The 16,669-nt window shown below is 28.3% G+C and carries 17 protein-coding genes; 16 read left to right on the forward strand and 1 reads right to left on the reverse strand.

The window, feature by feature from the left end; all coding sequences use genetic code 11:
• Positions 1-76: 76 nt before the first annotated feature.
• The 14 genes from priA (at position 77) to QOZ84_RS06200 (ending at position 13,721) form a co-directional block, all read left to right on the forward strand.
• Positions 77-2,566, forward strand: coding sequence for a primosomal protein N' (gene priA / locus QOZ84_RS06135; protein ID WP_284132084.1), 2,490 nt, complete (start codon positions 77-79; stop codon positions 2,564-2,566).
• Between the two features lie 18 nt (positions 2,567-2,584).
• Complete coding sequence (def, locus tag QOZ84_RS06140; protein WP_026900401.1) at positions 2,585-3,025, forward strand: peptide deformylase; 441 nt, start codon at positions 2,585-2,587, stop codon at positions 3,023-3,025.
• Positions 3,026-3,039: 14 nt separating this feature from the next.
• Complete coding sequence (fmt, locus tag QOZ84_RS06145; protein ID WP_284132085.1) at positions 3,040-3,969, forward strand: methionyl-tRNA formyltransferase; 930 nt, start codon at positions 3,040-3,042, stop codon at positions 3,967-3,969.
• Between the two features lie 9 nt (positions 3,970-3,978).
• The gene (locus tag QOZ84_RS06150) at positions 3,979-4,713 is read left to right on the forward strand and encodes a DUF116 domain-containing protein (protein WP_284132086.1); all 735 of its coding nucleotides are present in this window, start codon (positions 3,979-3,981) and stop codon (positions 4,711-4,713) included.
• A gap of 23 nt (positions 4,714-4,736) precedes the next feature.
• Entirely contained in the window at positions 4,737-5,429 is a 693-nt protein-coding gene (locus QOZ84_RS06155; RefSeq protein WP_284132087.1) for a zinc metallopeptidase, read from the forward strand.
• Positions 5,430-5,506: 77 nt separating this feature from the next.
• Entirely contained in the window at positions 5,507-6,832 is a 1,326-nt protein-coding gene (rsmB, locus tag QOZ84_RS06160) for a 16S rRNA (cytosine(967)-C(5))-methyltransferase RsmB (RefSeq protein WP_284132088.1), read from the forward strand.
• 7 nt (positions 6,833-6,839) lie between these two features.
• The gene (gene rlmN, locus QOZ84_RS06165) at positions 6,840-7,871 is read left to right on the forward strand and encodes a dual-specificity RNA methyltransferase RlmN (protein ID WP_284132089.1); all 1,032 of its coding nucleotides are present in this window, start codon (positions 6,840-6,842) and stop codon (positions 7,869-7,871) included.
• 18 nt (positions 7,872-7,889) lie between these two features.
• Positions 7,890-8,639 (forward strand): Stp1/IreP family PP2C-type Ser/Thr phosphatase, encoded by a 750-nt coding sequence (locus QOZ84_RS06170; protein ID WP_284132090.1) that lies wholly within the window; start codon positions 7,890-7,892, stop codon positions 8,637-8,639.
• A gap of 12 nt (positions 8,640-8,651) precedes the next feature.
• Positions 8,652-10,460, forward strand: a complete 1,809-nt coding sequence (gene pknB, locus QOZ84_RS06175; RefSeq protein WP_284132091.1) for a Stk1 family PASTA domain-containing Ser/Thr kinase — start codon at positions 8,652-8,654, stop codon at positions 10,458-10,460.
• Positions 10,461-10,599: 139 nt separating this feature from the next.
• The gene (rsgA, locus tag QOZ84_RS06180; protein WP_026900408.1) at positions 10,600-11,481 is read left to right on the forward strand and encodes a ribosome small subunit-dependent GTPase A; all 882 of its coding nucleotides are present in this window, start codon (positions 10,600-10,602) and stop codon (positions 11,479-11,481) included.
• Position 11,482: 1 nt separating this feature from the next.
• Positions 11,483-12,139, forward strand: a complete 657-nt coding sequence (rpe, locus tag QOZ84_RS06185) for a ribulose-phosphate 3-epimerase (protein ID WP_284132092.1) — start codon at positions 11,483-11,485, stop codon at positions 12,137-12,139.
• A 9-nt stretch (positions 12,140-12,148) separates the two neighbouring features.
• On the forward strand, positions 12,149-12,790 hold the full coding sequence (locus QOZ84_RS06190) for a thiamine diphosphokinase (RefSeq protein WP_284132093.1): 642 nt from the start codon (positions 12,149-12,151) through the stop codon (positions 12,788-12,790).
• Between the two features lie 117 nt (positions 12,791-12,907).
• Entirely contained in the window at positions 12,908-13,435 is a 528-nt protein-coding gene (locus tag QOZ84_RS06195; protein WP_284132094.1) for a flavodoxin domain-containing protein, read from the forward strand.
• Positions 13,436-13,574: 139 nt separating this feature from the next.
• On the forward strand, positions 13,575-13,721 hold the full coding sequence (locus QOZ84_RS06200; RefSeq protein WP_284132095.1) for a 2-oxoglutarate translocator: 147 nt from the start codon (positions 13,575-13,577) through the stop codon (positions 13,719-13,721).
• A gap of 253 nt (positions 13,722-13,974) precedes the next feature.
• Here the strand turns inward: QOZ84_RS06200 and rpmB are convergent, their stop codons facing one another.
• Entirely contained in the window at positions 13,975-14,163 is a 189-nt protein-coding gene (rpmB, locus tag QOZ84_RS06205; RefSeq protein ID WP_026900413.1) for a 50S ribosomal protein L28, read from the reverse strand.
• A gap of 493 nt (positions 14,164-14,656) precedes the next feature.
• On the opposite strand from rpmB, the gene QOZ84_RS06210 reads away from it, so the two are divergent.
• Together QOZ84_RS06210 and QOZ84_RS06215 are read left to right on the forward strand one after the other, a co-directional pair.
• A complete protein-coding gene (locus tag QOZ84_RS06210; protein WP_284132096.1) occupies positions 14,657-15,007 on the forward strand; it encodes an Asp23/Gls24 family envelope stress response protein in 351 nt (116 codons plus the stop codon).
• Positions 15,008-15,021: 14 nt separating this feature from the next.
• A complete protein-coding gene (locus tag QOZ84_RS06215) occupies positions 15,022-16,647 on the forward strand; it encodes a DAK2 domain-containing protein (RefSeq protein ID WP_284132097.1) in 1,626 nt (541 codons plus the stop codon).
• The last annotated feature ends 22 nt before the right edge of the window (positions 16,648-16,669 follow it).

Genomic DNA, 16,669 nt, shown 5'->3' on the forward strand with positions numbered 1-16,669 from the left:
CTTTATTTTTGAATTGAAGGATATCAAATTAAAAATCCACTGAGTAAAATAACTTGTAAAAACAGAGGTTATATATATGGAGAAATATGCAAAATTAGTAGTAAGAAGTAACACTATATACACAGATAATTTATTTACATACAAAGTACCTGACTTTTTAATAAATGAATTGAGTATAGGGCACAGAGTATTAGTTCCTTTTGGAAGAGGAAATAAGCCAACAGAAGCTTTTGTATTTGAAATTATAGATAACTTAGATGAAGATATAAAAACAAAAGAAATAGTTGATGTGCTAGATGAAAAACCAATATTTAGAGTTGAAGATTTAGAATTAGTAAATTGGATGAAAAATAGGTATCTATGCACATATATAGATTGTATAAATTTAATTTATCCAAAAGGATATAAATTAAATAATTATAAAGTAGTAACATTAAATGAAAGTATTGATAATTTAAGTGAGCATAAATTTAAAGAATTTTTATTAACATTAAATGAGAATCAAACTAAAGTAATAGAACTTATAATAAGCAATAAAGGAAAAATAAAAGTTGAAAAAATAAAAGATATTCAAAATGTTAATAGTTTGTTAGATAGAATGGCTAAAAAACAAATTATAAACTTATATTGGGAATATAAAGACCACAAAAATGAGAAAAAAATATGTTATATATCATTAACAATGGATAGCGATGAACTTGATGATTATATAAAAGATAATAAAATAAATTTAGGAAGTAAACAAAAAGAAATAGTTAAATTTCTAAAAAATAATAACAATATAGAAATAAATGATTTAATGGAATTGTTAAATGCTTCTAAAAAAAGTATTACATCATTATATGATAAAAATTTAATTACTTTGAAACTAGAAGATTATTATAGAAACCCCAATAGCATTTATAAATCTTCATACAAAGATATAATTTTAAATAATGAACAGCAGTATGCAATAAATAAAATAACATCACAAATGTTTGAGGAAAATAAAAAGCCGTATATGCTGCATGGAATAACTGGTAGTGGGAAAACAGAAGTTTACATGGAAGTTATTGACTATGCCCTAAAGCAAGGCTTAGATAGTATAGTGTTGGTTCCTGAAATTGCACTTACTCCACAAACTATATCTAGATTTAAAAATAGATTTGGAGATATCGTAGGAGTATTTCATAGTCAATTATCAGAAGGTCAAAAACATGATGTATATAAGGCTATAAAAGCAGGTAAAATTAGAATTTTAGTAGGAGCGAGATCAGCATTATTTGCACCATTTAATAGTTTAGGTGTTATAATAATAGATGAATTTCATGAAACTTCATATAAATCAGAAAAAAACCCTAAATTTAGTGCAATAGAAATAGCTAAATATATGTCCATTAAAAATGATATATCTTTAATATTGGGTTCAGCAACTCCTCCAATAGATGAATATTATAAAGTTAAAAATAATGAATATGAACTTATAGAGATAAAAAACAGAGCCAACAACAAACCACTTCCTAAAATAAAAGTTATAGATATGAAAGGACAATTGAACAATGGAAACAAAAGTATATTTAGTATCCCTTTACAAAATGAAATACAAGAAGCTATTAAAAATAAAAGTCAGGTAATACTATTTTTAAATAGAAGAGGATATGCAAGCTTTGTATCTTGTAGAGCATGTGGATATGTTTTTCAATGCGAAAATTGTGATATATCATTAACTTATCACAAAGGCAAAAATATAGGGAGATGCCATTATTGTGGATATGAAAAAGAAATACCAAAAGAATGTCCAGACTGTGGCAGTAAGTATATAAAGCCGTTTGGAGTTGGGACTCAAAAAATTGAAGAAGAACTAAAAACTATATTTCCAGATGCTAAAATTCTTAGGATGGACAAGGACACTACATCTAAAAAAGGATCTTTAGAGGAAATATTAAATAAGTTTAAAAATGAAGAAGCAGATATATTAATAGGAACACAAATGCTTAGTAAAGGATTGGATTTTGAAAATGTTACTTTAGTAGGTATCTTATCAGCAGATATGATGTTGAATTTTCCTGATTTTAAAAGCTTTGAAAATACTTTCCAATTAATAACGCAAGTTTCTGGTCGTGCAGGGAGAAGTGATAAAGAAGGAAAAGTAATACTTCAAACTTATGATACAGACCATTATGCAATAAGAAGAGCTATAAATTATGATTATGAAGGCTTCTATAGCGATGAAATAAAAATTAGGAAAGCTTTTGGATATTCTCCATTTAATAATATGATAAGTGTAGTTATAAGTGGAGAAAATGAAAAAGTTGTAAAACAAAACAGTGAAAATATGTATAATTCTATTATTTACTTATTAAAAAATAGAGGAATAAATGATTTTGAATTTATATTAGGACCAAATCCTTGTTCAATAGCTAAAATAAACCAAAATTATAGATGGCAAATATTATTTAAAGATGATAATATTGAAATAAATTTATTAAAGGGTATAATAAAATATATATGTATAACAAAGAGAGATGTTGTATTTAATAAAGACGTTAATGTATCAATAGATATTAACCCAAACAGCGTATTATAAAAGTAGGAGGAATTTAAAATGGCATTAAGAGAAGTAGTTCAAATAGGAGAACCGGTACTAAGAAAAAAATCAAAGAAGGTAGAAAAAGTTGATGAAAAAATAATACAATTATTAGAAGATATGGCTGATACAATGTATCACTTCGATGGAGTAGGACTTGCAGCACCTCAAGTTGGAATACTTAAAAGGATAGCTGTGATAGATATAGGTGATGGAATAATAGAACTTATAAACCCAGAAATAATACAAACATCTGGAGAACAAATAGATGACGAAGGATGTTTAAGTGTTGTAGGTGAAGCTGGAGAAGTTAAAAGACCTTACAAAGTAAAAGTAAGAGCGTTTAATAGAAAAGGTCAATTATTTGAAATAGAGGGCGAAGAACTTTTAGCAAGAGCATTTTGCCATGAAATAGATCACTTAGATGGAGTATTGTTTGTAGATAAAATACAAAAGTAATAGGAGTTGAAAATATGAAAATAGTATTTATGGGAACTCCAGAAATTGCAACTGGATGTTTACAAAAGATAATAGATGAAAAACATGAAGTTATAGGTGTTGTAACTCAACCTGATAAACCTCAAAATAGAGGTAAAAAATTAGGGATGCCACCTGTAAAGGAACTTGCACTAAAATATGATATATCAGTATATCAACCACTAAAAGCTAGAGAAGAAAGCTTTATAGAAACTATAAAAGAGCTTAATCCAGATGTTATAGTGGTAGTAGCATTTGGCCAAATTCTTCCAAAGGCTATACTTGACATTCCTAAGTTAGGATGTATAAATGTTCATGTTTCATTATTACCAAAGTACAGAGGAGCAGCTCCTATAAATTGGGTTATAATAAATGGAGAAGATAAAACTGGCGTAACTACTATGTACATGGATGAAGGTTTAGACACTGGAGATATGATATTAAAAACAGAATTTAAACTTGATGATGAAATAAATGCAGGTCAACTTCATGATAAAATGATGGAAATAGGAGCACAAACACTAAAAGAAACTCTAGATTTAATAGAAAAAGGGTGTGCACCTAGAGAAAAACAAAATCATGAAGAATTCACTTATGCACCGATGATGAATAAAGCCTTAGGAAATATAAATTGGAACAAAAGTGCCAAAGAAATACATAATCTTGTAAGAGGTGTAAATCCATGGCCAAGTGCATATACAACATATGACGATAAAACTATTAAAGTGTGGAAAACTAAAGTGTTAAGTGAAACTAGTGATAAACCTTGTGGAACTGTGCTTAAAGTAGATAAAGAAGGAATGAGAGTAAGCACTAAAGAGAATATTATCTTAATAGAAGAATTACAAATGCCAGGGAAGAAAAGAGTACTAGTATCAGAATATATAAAAGGAAATAGTATAGAATCTGGAAAAATACTAGGCTAGGTGAAATATATGATAGATTCAAAAAAATATATGACAACAATATGCATACTTTTAGGAATATTAATAGTAAGTGTAGTAACTATTAATATTTTTATATCTAGTTTAACAGGTATATTTACTATATTTATAGATATGATAGCAGCAATTATTTCATTATCAATAATATTTTCTATATTAATTACTAACAAAGTTATTAAAGATAAAAAGGTTAATGTTTTAGGTATGAAAATTAACTTTAAAATAGTTAGCTTATTATTTCCTATGATAACTTTTGTAGCTGATTCAGTAGGAATATCAAAAAATGAAATAAGAAAAGTATATGTAAAGCTAAATAACAAATATATATATAGTAATAAATATAATATTAAAAATGAAGAGATACTTATACTTATACCACACTGTGTTCAAAAGAATAGTTGTAAATTGAAGGTAACAACTAATATAGAAACTTGTGCTAAATGTGGTTTATGCAATATAGGTGATTTAGTTAAACTAAAAGAAAAAACAAATGTAAATATTTTTGTAGCTACAGGAGGAACTTTGGCTAGAAAAATTATTATTGATAACAAGCCTAAAGCCATTATAGCAGTAGCTTGTGAAAGAGATTTAACGGCTGGGGTACAAGATGTAAGAAAGATACCAGTTTTAGGTGTATTTAACAAAAGGCCCAATGGACCTTGCGTAGATACAAGCATAGATGTTAAAGAAATAGAAGAAGCAATAAAATTCTTTACATCTAATTAAATTTGTATAGGAGAGTGTTTTATATGTATCCATATTTTATGTGGGATCCTACCATGATAATATTACTGCCAGCAATATTATTTACAATGTATGCTCAGTTTAAAGTAACTTCTACAACAAGTAGATACTTAAGAGTAAATTCAGCTAGAGGATATAGTGGAGAAGCAGTAGCTAGGAAAATATTAGATTCTAATGGTTTATACAATGTATCAATAGAAATGGTTAAAGGTCGTTTAAGTGATCATTATGACCCTAGAAGTAACGTTGTGAGACTGTCGCAGGATGTATACTATGGAACTTCTATAACATCAATATCAGTTGCAGCGCATGAATGTGGTCATGCAATTCAACATGCTAAAGGTTATGCACCACTTCAATTAAGAAGTACTTTAGTTCCTGTTGTAAATTTTGCATCAAATATATCTTGGTTTTTAATAGCACTAGGATTTTTTATGAGTAGAGGACCTCTTTTAGAGATAGGAATATTACTATTTTCATTATCTGTAATCTTCCAAATAATAACTTTACCAGTAGAGTTTAATGCATCAAATAGAGCAGTAGCTCAACTTTCTAACTTAGGAATTGTAGAAGGTAAAGAGGCTAGCCAAAGTAGAAAAGTACTTACAGCAGCAGCATTAACATATGTAGCAGCAGCTCTTACATCAGTTCTTCAATTGTTAAGATTATTAGCAATAGCAAATAGAGATAATGATTAACAGAGATTGTCCTAGTGTTTCTAGGACTTTTTCTACGCAAATCTAAATAGAATATAGACATTCGAGGAGAAAATTATATGAACGCAAGAGAAATAGCATTTAAAGTACTAAGCGATATAGAAAAGAATAAAAATTATTCTAATATGTCAATAAACAAACATTTTAAAGAATTAGAAATAAAAGATCAAGATAGAGGATTCACAACTGAGCTTATATATGGAGTTATAGAAAATAGAAACTACTTAGATTATGTTATGAATAAACTTTCAAAAATGAAAGCAGAAAAAATGCAAATGCACGTAAGGATATTTTTAGAAATGGGAATTTATCAAATTCTGTTTTTAGATAGTGTTTCAGATTATGCAGCAGTAAATGAAACTGTAAATTTAGTTAATGGATTTGACAAAAAATCATCAGGATTTGTAAATGCAATTCTTAGAAATGTAATAAGACAAAAAGAAACTATAGCAAAAGTAGATATCACTGATAATATAATGTATTTATCTACAAAGTATTCATATAAACCATGGATGATAAAAAATTGGGTTGAAAAATTTGGACAAGAATTTACAGAAGACTTATTAGATGCAAATAATGAAAAACCTAGTATTTACATAAGAGTAAATACTTTAAAAACTACTAGAGAAGAACTTATGAGTAAGTTATCAGATATGAATATAAAATGCTTTAAGATATCTACATTAGAAGAAGCAATAAGAGTAGAAAACCTTAAAAATATAGAAAACAATAAATTATTCAAAGATGGATTATTTACGGTACAAGATATAAGTTCTATGATTGTAGGGAAAATAGTTAACCCTAAAGAAAATTCACGTGTATTAGATATATGTAGTGCTCCAGGTGGAAAGACTACTCACTTAGCAACTATTATGAACAATACTGGACATATAGTATCTAGAGATATATTTGAACATAAAATAAAGCTTATAAACGCGACTGCAAATAGACTAGGCCTTACAAACATAGAAGCTCAGTGTTTTGATGCATCTGTATTAGACAATGATAATATAGATAAATTTGATTATGTATTAGCTGATGTTCCTTGTTCAGGTCTTGGTATAATAAGAAGAAAGCCAGAAATAAAATATAAAGAAAAAGCAGACCTTAAAGAATTACCATCTATACAAAGTAAAATATTAAAAAATGCTTCAAAATATGTTAAAATAGATGGAGTTTTAGTATATAGTACTTGTACTATTCAAGATGTTGAAAATATAGATATAATCAATGCTTTCCTTAAGGAAAATGATAATTTCAAGCTAGTTCCAATAGATGCAGTAAATGTAGATGTAGACAATCAAGATAAAGGATATTTAAAAATATATCCACATATACATGGCATGGATGGTTTCTTTATAGCTAAATTAATAAGAGTAAGGTAGTGATAATATGAATCAAAACAAAGTAGCATTAAAAAACTTTACAGAAGATGAAATGAAAGAATTCATGAAAACTATAGGTGAAAAAGCTTTTAGAGGTACTCAAATTTTTTCATGGATATATAAAGGAGCTAAAAGCTTTGACGATATGAAAAATATACCAAAGTCAATAAGAGAAAAACTTGAAAAAGTTTCTTACATTGGTAATATTGAAATTGAATTAAAGTTAGAATCTAAAGTTGACAGAACTAAAAAGTATTTGTTTTTATTAAATGATGGTAATATAATAGAAACTGTAATGATGGACTATGAAGATAGGGTTACGGTTTGTATTTCTAATCAAGTAGGATGCAGAATGGGATGTGTATTTTGTGCATCTACAATAGATGGATTATTAAGAAATTTAGAGCCTTGGGAAATACTAGACCAGATTCTAAAAATACAAGAGGATACTGGAAAAAGAGTATCTAATCTTGTTTTAATGGGAAGCGGAGAACCATTAGATAATTTTGAAAATACTAAGCAGTTCTTAAAGATTGTTAATGATGAAAATGGTCTTAATATTGGATATAGACACATAACATTATCAACTTGCGGAATAGCCCCAAAGATGAGGGAATTGGCAGACTTAGGACTACCTATAAATTTAGCTCTTTCACTACACTCACCATATGATGAGAAAAGAATAGAAATTATGCCAGTTGCAAAAGCATACTCAGTAAAAGATATAATAGATGCATGTAATTATTATATACAAAAGACGAATAGAAGAGTAACTTTTGAATATTCGCTTATAAAAGGTGTTAATGACTCACAACAAGAAGCTTTAGACATTGCAAAGTTATTAAAAGGAATGCTATGCCATGTTAACTTAATACCGATAAATGCGGTAGAAGAAAGAAGTTTCGAAAGACCGGATAAAGCTTATATCTACAAGTTTAGAGATGTTTTGGAAAAAAATAAAATTCCAGCTACAGTAAGAATATCTATGGGTTCTGATATTGGTGGAGCTTGTGGACAATTAAGAAGAAAACATAAGTAGCTGTAAGGGGGAAGTCGTATGATTTATAGTTGTGCCTCCGATATAGGAAAGGTTAGAAAAAATAACGAAGACTATTGTAAGGGGGAGATTATAGATACAGATTTTGGATCTATAGGAATATTTGCTTTAGCTGATGGAATGGGTGGCCATAAAAAGGGAGAAGTTGCGAGTGAGCTAGCTGTAGAAAATATTATATCATTTTTAAAAGAAAATTTATTACAAAGTCATAACATAAAAATAGATTATGTTGATGATATAATTAAACAAGCTTATAATAGTGTGAATAGTATTATCTATGAAAAATCTAAAAATGACATTGACTGTGAAGGCATGGGAACTACTTTAACGACAGCTATACTATATAAGGATAATTTATATGTAGCAAATGTTGGAGATAGTAGATGTTATCTATTAGATAAAAATGGATTTGCTAAGATTACTATAGATCACTCGATAGTAGAGGAACTTGTCAGAGCCAAAGTTATTACTGAAGAGGAAGCAAAAAATCACCCAAGAAGAAATCATATAACTAGAGCTATGGGCACTGATGAAATGGTAATAGTAGACATATTTAAGCATAAAATAGAAAGAGGCGATAAAATACTATTAGCCAGTGACGGGCTAACAGGATTTGTTGAATATGAAAATATAAAAGAAATAATAATGGAAAAAGAGCCTGTGGTAGATTTAACTAAGAAATTAATAAATAAAGCTAATGAAATAGCTGGAAAAGACAATATTTCAGTTATATTAATAGAAGATAAGTAGGACGGTGATAAAGTGGGAGAAACTGTTTTAGGCAATAGATATGAAATCATCAGAAAAGTTGGTGATGGAGGAATGGCTTTTGTATATGAAGCCAAAGATAGATTGTTAAATAGAACTGTAGCTGTTAAGGTTCTTAGGCCAGAGTTTGTAGATGATGAAGAGTTTTTAGGGAAGTTTAAGAGAGAAGCAGAAGCCGTAGCGAGCCTTTCTCATCCCAACATAGTAAATGTATATGATGTAGGTGAAGATGGTAAAGTTCACTATATCGTTATGGAGTTTATAGATGGACAAAATTTAAAAGAGATAATAAAAAATGAAGGAACTTTAGACGAATATACAGCACTTGATATAACTAAGCAAATAGCTATGGCTCTTAGCTCAGCTCATAAAAAAGGAATTGTACATAGAGACATAAAGCCTCATAATATACTTATATCTAACGAAGGCAGAATAGTTAAAGTTGCAGATTTTGGTATAGCTAAAGCTGTATCAAATTCAACTATGACAAATATAGGTAGTATAATAGGTTCTGTACATTATTTTTCTCCAGAACAAGCAAAAGGAAAATTTGTAACAAGTAATGCTGACCTTTATTCATTAGGAATAGTTTTATATGAAATGCTAATAGGAAAAGTTCCATTTAGAGGTGACAGCCCTATATCTATAGCTCTTCAACATATAAATGATGAGATAGAGTTTACACCCGAGGAAAAAATAAGTATACCTCAAAGTGTAAGGACTATAATAAAAAAATTAACTGAAAAATCTAGTGTTAACAGATATCAAACTGCAGAAGAATTAATAGAAGATATCGAATATATAGAAAAAAATATAGATTTAGATTTTATAAAAGAATATGATAATTATGCTACACAAAAAATAGATGAAAAAGAATTAAATAAATCTATGAAACAATCTCCTATTGTTCCTAATATGGAACACGAAGATGATGATGATTTCGAAGAAGAAAAACCTAAGAAAAAGAGAAAAAATAAGAAAAAGAAAAAAAAGTCTAAAGAAGATAGCCCTAAAATGAAAAAAGTATTGACAGTAGCTGCAGTGTTGTTAGTGGTTATTCTTGTGACACAAATGGCTTTAGCATTTAAATTCTTTGGCAACAGTAGTGATAATGTAGAATCTGTTACTACACCAGATGTGAAAAGTGCTTATTTAGACGATGCTCAAAAAGAACTTGAAAAATTAGGATTGAAAGTAGCAATATCAAGTGAAGAGTTCAGTAAGGATGTAAAGGAAAATTATATAATATCTCAGACACCAGCTGCGGGTACGGAGCTTAAAGCAGGAGATACTGTAAACATAGTACTAAGTAAAGGTGCACAACAATCTGAAATACCTAATATAGTTGGAATAAGCTTACAAGAAGCTGAAAACATTTTAAAAGAAAATAAAATGAAGCTAGGCAATATAAGCTATGAGTTTAGTGATTCCTTTAATAACGGAGTAGTTCTAAGCCAAGACCCTAAATCAGGACCAGATAGCCTTAATCAAGACTCTAAAGTGAATGTAGTAGTAAGTAAAGGAGCTGAAGTTGTAAGGCCTCCTAAGCAAGAACAAGAGATAGATGTTAATGCAGAAAAAGAAAAACAAAAACAAGAAGAAGAAAAACAAAAACAAGAAGAAGAAAAACGAAAACAAGAAGAAAAACAAAAACAAGAAGAAGAAAAACGAAAACAAGAAGAAGAGAAACAAAAACAAGAAGAAGAGAAACAAAAACCAGAAAAACCAGAACAACCAACAACGAATCCGGATGACTCTAATAGTCAACCACCAGCAACAGAAAATACGCAATCTCAACAATAATAAAAAAGTCCTACTTAATTAAATTAGGTGGGCTTTTTTGTATAATAAAAATAAATTAGATTAATTATAAAGCTATTATGATATTATATAAAAATAAGATACTAATATTATATTAGTTAAAATTTAGAGGAGGTAATAAATGTTAAATGGACAAATTATAAAAGGAATAGGGGGATTTTACTACGTAGATACAGATAATGGACTTTATGAGTGTAGAGCTAGAGGAATATTTAGGAAACAAAAAGTAACTCCTTTAGTTGGAGATAGAGTTAGTATAAGTGTAGTTGATGAAGAAACTAAAAAAGGTGTTGTTGAGGATATTAAAAAGAGAGATACAGAGCTTGTAAGACCGCCTATAGCGAATGTTGATAAGGTACTTATAGTATTTGCTATAAAAAATCCAAAGCCTAATTTATCTCTATTAGATAGATTTATAGTATTAGCAGAAAAAGAGAATCTAGAGATAGTTGTAGTTCTTACTAAAGTAGATTTAGATGACGATGATAAATTAAATGAATTAAAAACAATATATGAACTGAGTGGATATAAGGTAATTCCTGTAAGTAATGAAACAAAATTAAATGTAGATAAGATAAAAGATGAACTGAGAGACAATGTAGTAGTCTTTGCAGGACCATCAGGAGTAGGTAAGTCAAGTTTATTAAATGAAATAGATAAAAATTTCAAGCTACAAACAGGTGAAGTAAGTGATAAAATAAAAAGAGGTAAACATACTACTCGTCATGCTGAACTTTTAAAGCTAGAATGCGGAGGTATGGTAGCAGATACACCAGGATTTAGTTCTTTAACACTTGATGACATAGGAGAAACTGAACTTAAAGGATACTTTATAGAATTTGATGAGTTTGATGATTGTAAATTTGGATCAAGATGCATACATGAAAATGAACCTAGTTGTGCTGTAAAAGAAGCTGTAGAAAATGGAGAAATATCTAAGCAAAGATATAAAAGTTATATACAGCTATTAAATGAAATGAGACAAGGGAAAAGGAGATACTAAAATGATTAAGTTAGCACCATCAATATTAGCAGCAGATTTCGCAAGATTATTAGAGGATGTAAAAAAAGTAGAAAATGCAGGATGTGAATATTTACACATAGATGTAATGGATGGACATTTTGTTCCTAATATAACTTTAGGACCTGCAATTGTAAAATCATTAAGAAAAGATGTAGATATGGTATTTGATGCACATCTTATGATAGAAAATCCAGACCAATATGTAAAAGACTTTGTAGATGCAGGATGTGACTTAATAGTAGTACATCAAGAAGCATGTAGACATTTACATAGAACTATACAAAATGTAAAGTCTCATGGAATAAAAGTTGGAGTAGCATTAAATCCTGCAACACCTATAGAAACTATAAAACATGTATTACAAGATATTGATATGGTACTTATAATGACTGTAAATCCAGGATTTGGAGGACAATCATTTATAGAAAGTATGATACCTAAAATACAAGAGTTAAAGGGTCTTATAGACAGCCAAAATCTTAATGTAGACATACAAGTTGATGGAGGGATAAAACCTGAAAATGTAGCTAAAGTTGTTAAAGCAGGAGCAAACATAATAGTAGCAGGTTCAGCAATATTTAATAGCGATGATATAAAATCTACAGTAGATTTATTTAGAAAAAAATCATCTTTATAGGAAATGAAAATGAAGGTTTGTATTGTATTAAATGGAGAAATAAAAGAATATAAAAAAGTAAAAGACTCTTTGATAAAAGAAGAATATGACTACATAATATGTGCTGATGGAGGAGCAAACCATACGTACAATATGCATATTATTCCTGATTATATAGTAGGGGATTTAGATTCTGTTAAGAGTGAAATAATTGATTATTATAAAAATCGTAAAGTTAAATTTGAAAAATTTCCAACTAAGAAAAATGAGACAGACACTGAGTTATGTATTTATTTAGCAGATAAACTAAAGGCAAAAGAAATTCACTTTATAGGGGCTTTAGGTGGAAGAATTGACCATACTATTGCCAATATAAACTTGTTATATTATGTAAGACTAAAAAATATAATTCCTAGAATTATCTCTGAAAAAGAACAACTATATATAGCTATAAACGAAGAGATAATAATAAATGGAGATAAAGGTGATACAATTTCTGTTATACCTACAAATGGAAATGCAAAAGGAGTAACACTTACAAATTTAGAATATCCTTTGAATAATTATGAGATGAAATTTTATTTGCCATTAGGCATATCTAACGTTATGTTAAATAAAGAATGTAAAATAAAAGTAGATGATGGAAGTCTTATTATAATAAGAAATACTTAAAGTAAAAAAAGATGGCTATAAGCCATCTTTTTTATTTAAATAAAACAAAATATAAAAGGAAAATCAATGTATTAGTCATATAGATATATATATAAGACTTAATTAAGGGGGTATTTTATGAATAAAAAAACAGTTGTTATATATAAATCAAAATATGGTAGTACTAAACGCTATGCAGGGTGGATAGCACTAAAGTTAGATGCGGATTTATACGAGGTAAGAGATATAAGGGTTAGAGACCTAGATGATTATGATACGATAATATATGGGGGAGGTTTGTATATAGGCAAAATAAATGGAATAAAATTTTTAATCGATAATTATGAAAAAATTAAAAATAAAAAAATAATAGTATTTGCCGTTGGAATGGAATCAAATAACATAGATATAAATAAAAAAACCTTAGATATGAATTTTGATGAAGATATGATAAATAATATAAATCTATTTAATTTTATAGGAGCGTTTGATTATAGTAAATTAAACTTAATAGACAAAGTATTAATGAAGGGGTTAAAAAGTAGAATCTCTAAAAAAAATATTACGGATATGACAGATGAGGATAAAATAGTATTAGAAGGTTTTGATAAATTAATAGATTTATGTGATAAAAAATCTATACATATCTTAGTAAAAAATATATAGTTTAAGTATGATGTATCTATGATACATCTTTTTTTTTAAAAAAAAAGTAGGACAGGTCTAAATATATCTTATTTTGCATAAATTTAAAGTATAGAAAGTAACGAATAGATTAATAAAAGCACACAGGGAGGTGTTTTTAATGAAAAACAATAAAGGCTTATTGGGTGTTTTATGCTTAGCTACAGGGTCAGCTGTAATTTTATCAATGATATTGCCTGGATGGATATGGACAACAGCTACAGCTTTAGTTCTTATTGGATGTGGGGTATTATTTTTCTTATATTAAAATTAATATAAAGTAAAAGCTATTATAATTAAATATTAGTTTAAATACTAACAAATGAGGATAAATTTTTTACCATAGAAAAATATATTTTATAAGTAGAATTAAAATAAATTTATAGGGGGAGTATATTATGAAAATGGTAACAATAAAATTACCGAAATGGATGTCTAATATAGTTTTACGTTTTATGAAAAAATAATAAATAAAGAACAAAAATAAAGCCTACTTATAAAGTAGGCTTTTAAAAAAGCAATTAAGCTCTTTCTATTTTACCAGAACGTAAACATCTAGTACAAACTTTTACTCTCTTAGGAGTACCATCTATTATAGCTCTAACGCTTCTTAAGTTTGCAGACCACGTTCTTCTGCTATGTCTATTTGAGTGTGATACTTGGTTTCCAGAAACCTTACCTTTACCACATACGCTACATATCTTTGCCATTTACGCACACCTCCTTAAAATGATAACTAAAATTAAAGACTAAAAACATATTTATATTAACATAAATATTAAAAACGTGCAATAGAAATATATATTTGCATTACATATGTTGAAGTATTTCTTGTTATCATATAAAATTATATATATAATTTTGTATAAAGTAAATATTAAAAAAAGAAATACTAATAGTTTCTTTTCTTAAATTATCCAAATTTAACAAAATATTTACTGAAACAAATTTGGGTAGGTTTAAATTATATCATATTTATAGTATTATAGGATATATAAATTTCTATAAATAAATAAAATCTTATTTTAAAGGCTTTTCAAATGATAAATTTGTTCTATTGTTACTTTAGGTGTTATTATTCATAAAGGTGTAATTTACAATTTATTGGCATTATAAAAAATAGAAAAATTTAAAGTTTTTTGAGTTAAGTAAATTATTAAGAAAAGTAAACTATAATAAAAAATGAACTTAAGGGGGTAAACCATGAGTGCGAAAGTAAATAATCAATATGGAAGTATAGAAATAGATAAACAAGTTATATCACAAATAGCATACAGAGCAGCTATGGAAAGTTATGGATTAGTAGGTTTAGCATATAAATCTAAGGGTATAGTAGAAATATTAAAGGGTGAGAACGCATTTAAAGGTGTTTTAGTAGAAGAACTTGAAGATAATACTATAGCTATAGAATTATACGTTATATTACAATATGGAACTAATATATCTACAGTTGCAAACAATATGATTGATAGAGTAAAATATACAGTTGAGAATATGACATCAATAAAAATAAGTAAAATAGATATTAATGTACAAGGAATTAGAGTTAAGTAACTAGGAGGAAAAAAATGATTCAATATATAGAGGCAAAACAATTAAGGGAGATGTTTGTATCAGGTGCAAATAATCTTCAAAATCACAAAGATTTAGTTGACAAGCTAAATGTATTCCCAGTTCCAGATGGAGATACAGGGACAAATATGTCATTAACTATATCTTATGCAATGAAAGAACTATCTAAGTCACAAGATAGTAGCATAACGGATATAGGTAAAGCATTGTCAAAAGGATCTTTGATGGGGGCAAGAGGAAATTCAGGAGTTATATTATCACAAATAATAAGAGGATTTGCAAAGTCTATAGAAGGAAAAGATAAGATATATACACAAGACCTAGCTAAAGCATTTAAAAATGGTTCTGACACAGCATATAAGGCTGTTATAAAGCCTGTAGAGGGTACAATCCTTACAGTTGTTAGAGAAAGTGGAGAATATGCTGTACAAGCTTATAAGAAAGAACGTGACTTAGTTAAGTTCTTAGAAATGGTAATACAAGAAGCTAATGAATCTTTAAATAGAACACCACAACTTCTAAAAGCATTAAAAGAAGCGGGTGTAGTTGATTCAGGAGCAAAAGGTTTAGTTTTAATCTATGAAGGAATGCATGCTGCTCTAAAGGGCAATCCAATAGATATAAAAGACTACAGCCCAGTTGATTTATCTAGTGTAGAAGTTTCATCTAATCCAATAAATACAGATGATATAAAATTTAGTTACTGTACAGAATTTATATTAGAAAGTAAAACTATTGATGATCTTCAAATAAGAGATATGATGATGAAATATGGAGATAGCTTAGCTGTAGTAGGAGATGAGGGTGTAATAAAAGTACATGTTCATACTAATGACCCAGGCTTAGTATTACAAGATGCTTTAAAATATGGACATCTAGTAACAATAAAAATAGAAAATATGAAAGTTCAGCATGAGAACATAGTATTAGAATCTCAAGATGAAGTTTCTTCTTCAGCTGAAGAAAAAGAATTTGGATTTATAGCTACATCTATGGGTGAGGGGCTTGCAAAAATATTTAAAGATTTTGGAGTTGATCACATAATAGAAGGTGGTCAAACTATGAATCCAAGCACAGAAGACTTTATGAAGGCTATAGAACATATAAGTGCTAAAAATATATTTATATTCCCAAATAACAGCAATATAATAATGGCTGCAAACCAAGCAAAAGAATTAAGTGATAAAAATATAATTGTTATACCTACAAAAAATACTCCTCAAGGATTTACTGCTTTAGTAAACTTTAATGGAGATGCTAGCATAGAAGAAAATGAAGAAGCTATGATGGAGTCTCTAGGATTAGTTAAATCAGGTCAAGTAACTTTTGCTGTTAGAGATACAGTTATGAATGATGTTGAGGTTAAAGAAGGTAATATAATAGGAATAGCAGAAGGAAAATTATCAGGTGCAGGAGATACAGTTGATGAAATAACTTCTAGCCTTATAGAGAAATTAGTAGATGAAGATAGTGCTATAATAACTTTATTCTACGGAGAAGATGTAAATGAAGAAGAAGCAAATAAACTTCGTGATGAATTAGAAGAGAAGTTTGAAGATATAGATGTAGAGTTATACTATGGAGGTCAACCTCTTTATTATTACTTAGTTTCAGTTGAATAATAAATTTGTAACTTAGTAAAAA

The organism is Romboutsia sedimentorum, from assembly GCF_030131845.1.
GTDB classification, from domain to species: Bacteria; Bacillota; Clostridia; order Peptostreptococcales; family Peptostreptococcaceae; genus Romboutsia_D; species Romboutsia_D sedimentorum.

What these genes read in the sequence shown, in the direction of transcription:
- QOZ84_RS06155 (WP_284132087.1), top strand. Translation starts at nt 4,737, where the DNA reads ATGTATCCATATTTTATGTGGGATCCTACCATGATAATATTACTGCCA.
- rsgA (WP_026900408.1), top strand. Translation starts at nt 10,600, where the DNA reads ATGTTAAATGGACAAATTATAAAAGGAATAGGGGGATTTTACTACGTA.
- rpmB (WP_026900413.1), bottom strand. Translation starts at nt 14,163, where the DNA reads ATGGCAAAGATATGTAGCGTATGTGGTAAAGGTAAGGTTTCTGGAAAC.
- QOZ84_RS06210 (WP_284132096.1), top strand. Translation starts at nt 14,657, where the DNA reads ATGAGTGCGAAAGTAAATAATCAATATGGAAGTATAGAAATAGATAAA.
- QOZ84_RS06190 (WP_284132093.1), top strand. Translation starts at nt 12,149, where the DNA reads ATGAAGGTTTGTATTGTATTAAATGGAGAAATAAAAGAATATAAAAAA.
- QOZ84_RS06195 (WP_284132094.1), top strand. Translation starts at nt 12,908, where the DNA reads ATGAATAAAAAAACAGTTGTTATATATAAATCAAAATATGGTAGTACT.
- rlmN (WP_284132089.1), top strand. Translation starts at nt 6,840, where the DNA reads ATGAATCAAAACAAAGTAGCATTAAAAAACTTTACAGAAGATGAAATG.
- priA (WP_284132084.1), top strand. Translation starts at nt 77, where the DNA reads ATGGAGAAATATGCAAAATTAGTAGTAAGAAGTAACACTATATACACA.
- rpe (WP_284132092.1), top strand. Translation starts at nt 11,483, where the DNA reads ATGATTAAGTTAGCACCATCAATATTAGCAGCAGATTTCGCAAGATTA.
- def (WP_026900401.1), top strand. Translation starts at nt 2,585, where the DNA reads ATGGCATTAAGAGAAGTAGTTCAAATAGGAGAACCGGTACTAAGAAAA.
- QOZ84_RS06150 (WP_284132086.1), top strand. Translation starts at nt 3,979, where the DNA reads ATGATAGATTCAAAAAAATATATGACAACAATATGCATACTTTTAGGA.
- fmt (WP_284132085.1), top strand. Translation starts at nt 3,040, where the DNA reads ATGAAAATAGTATTTATGGGAACTCCAGAAATTGCAACTGGATGTTTA.
- QOZ84_RS06200 (WP_284132095.1), top strand. Translation starts at nt 13,575, where the DNA reads ATGAAAAACAATAAAGGCTTATTGGGTGTTTTATGCTTAGCTACAGGG.
- QOZ84_RS06170 (WP_284132090.1), top strand. Translation starts at nt 7,890, where the DNA reads ATGATTTATAGTTGTGCCTCCGATATAGGAAAGGTTAGAAAAAATAAC.
- rsmB (WP_284132088.1), top strand. Translation starts at nt 5,507, where the DNA reads ATGAACGCAAGAGAAATAGCATTTAAAGTACTAAGCGATATAGAAAAG.
- QOZ84_RS06215 (WP_284132097.1), top strand. Translation starts at nt 15,022, where the DNA reads ATGATTCAATATATAGAGGCAAAACAATTAAGGGAGATGTTTGTATCA.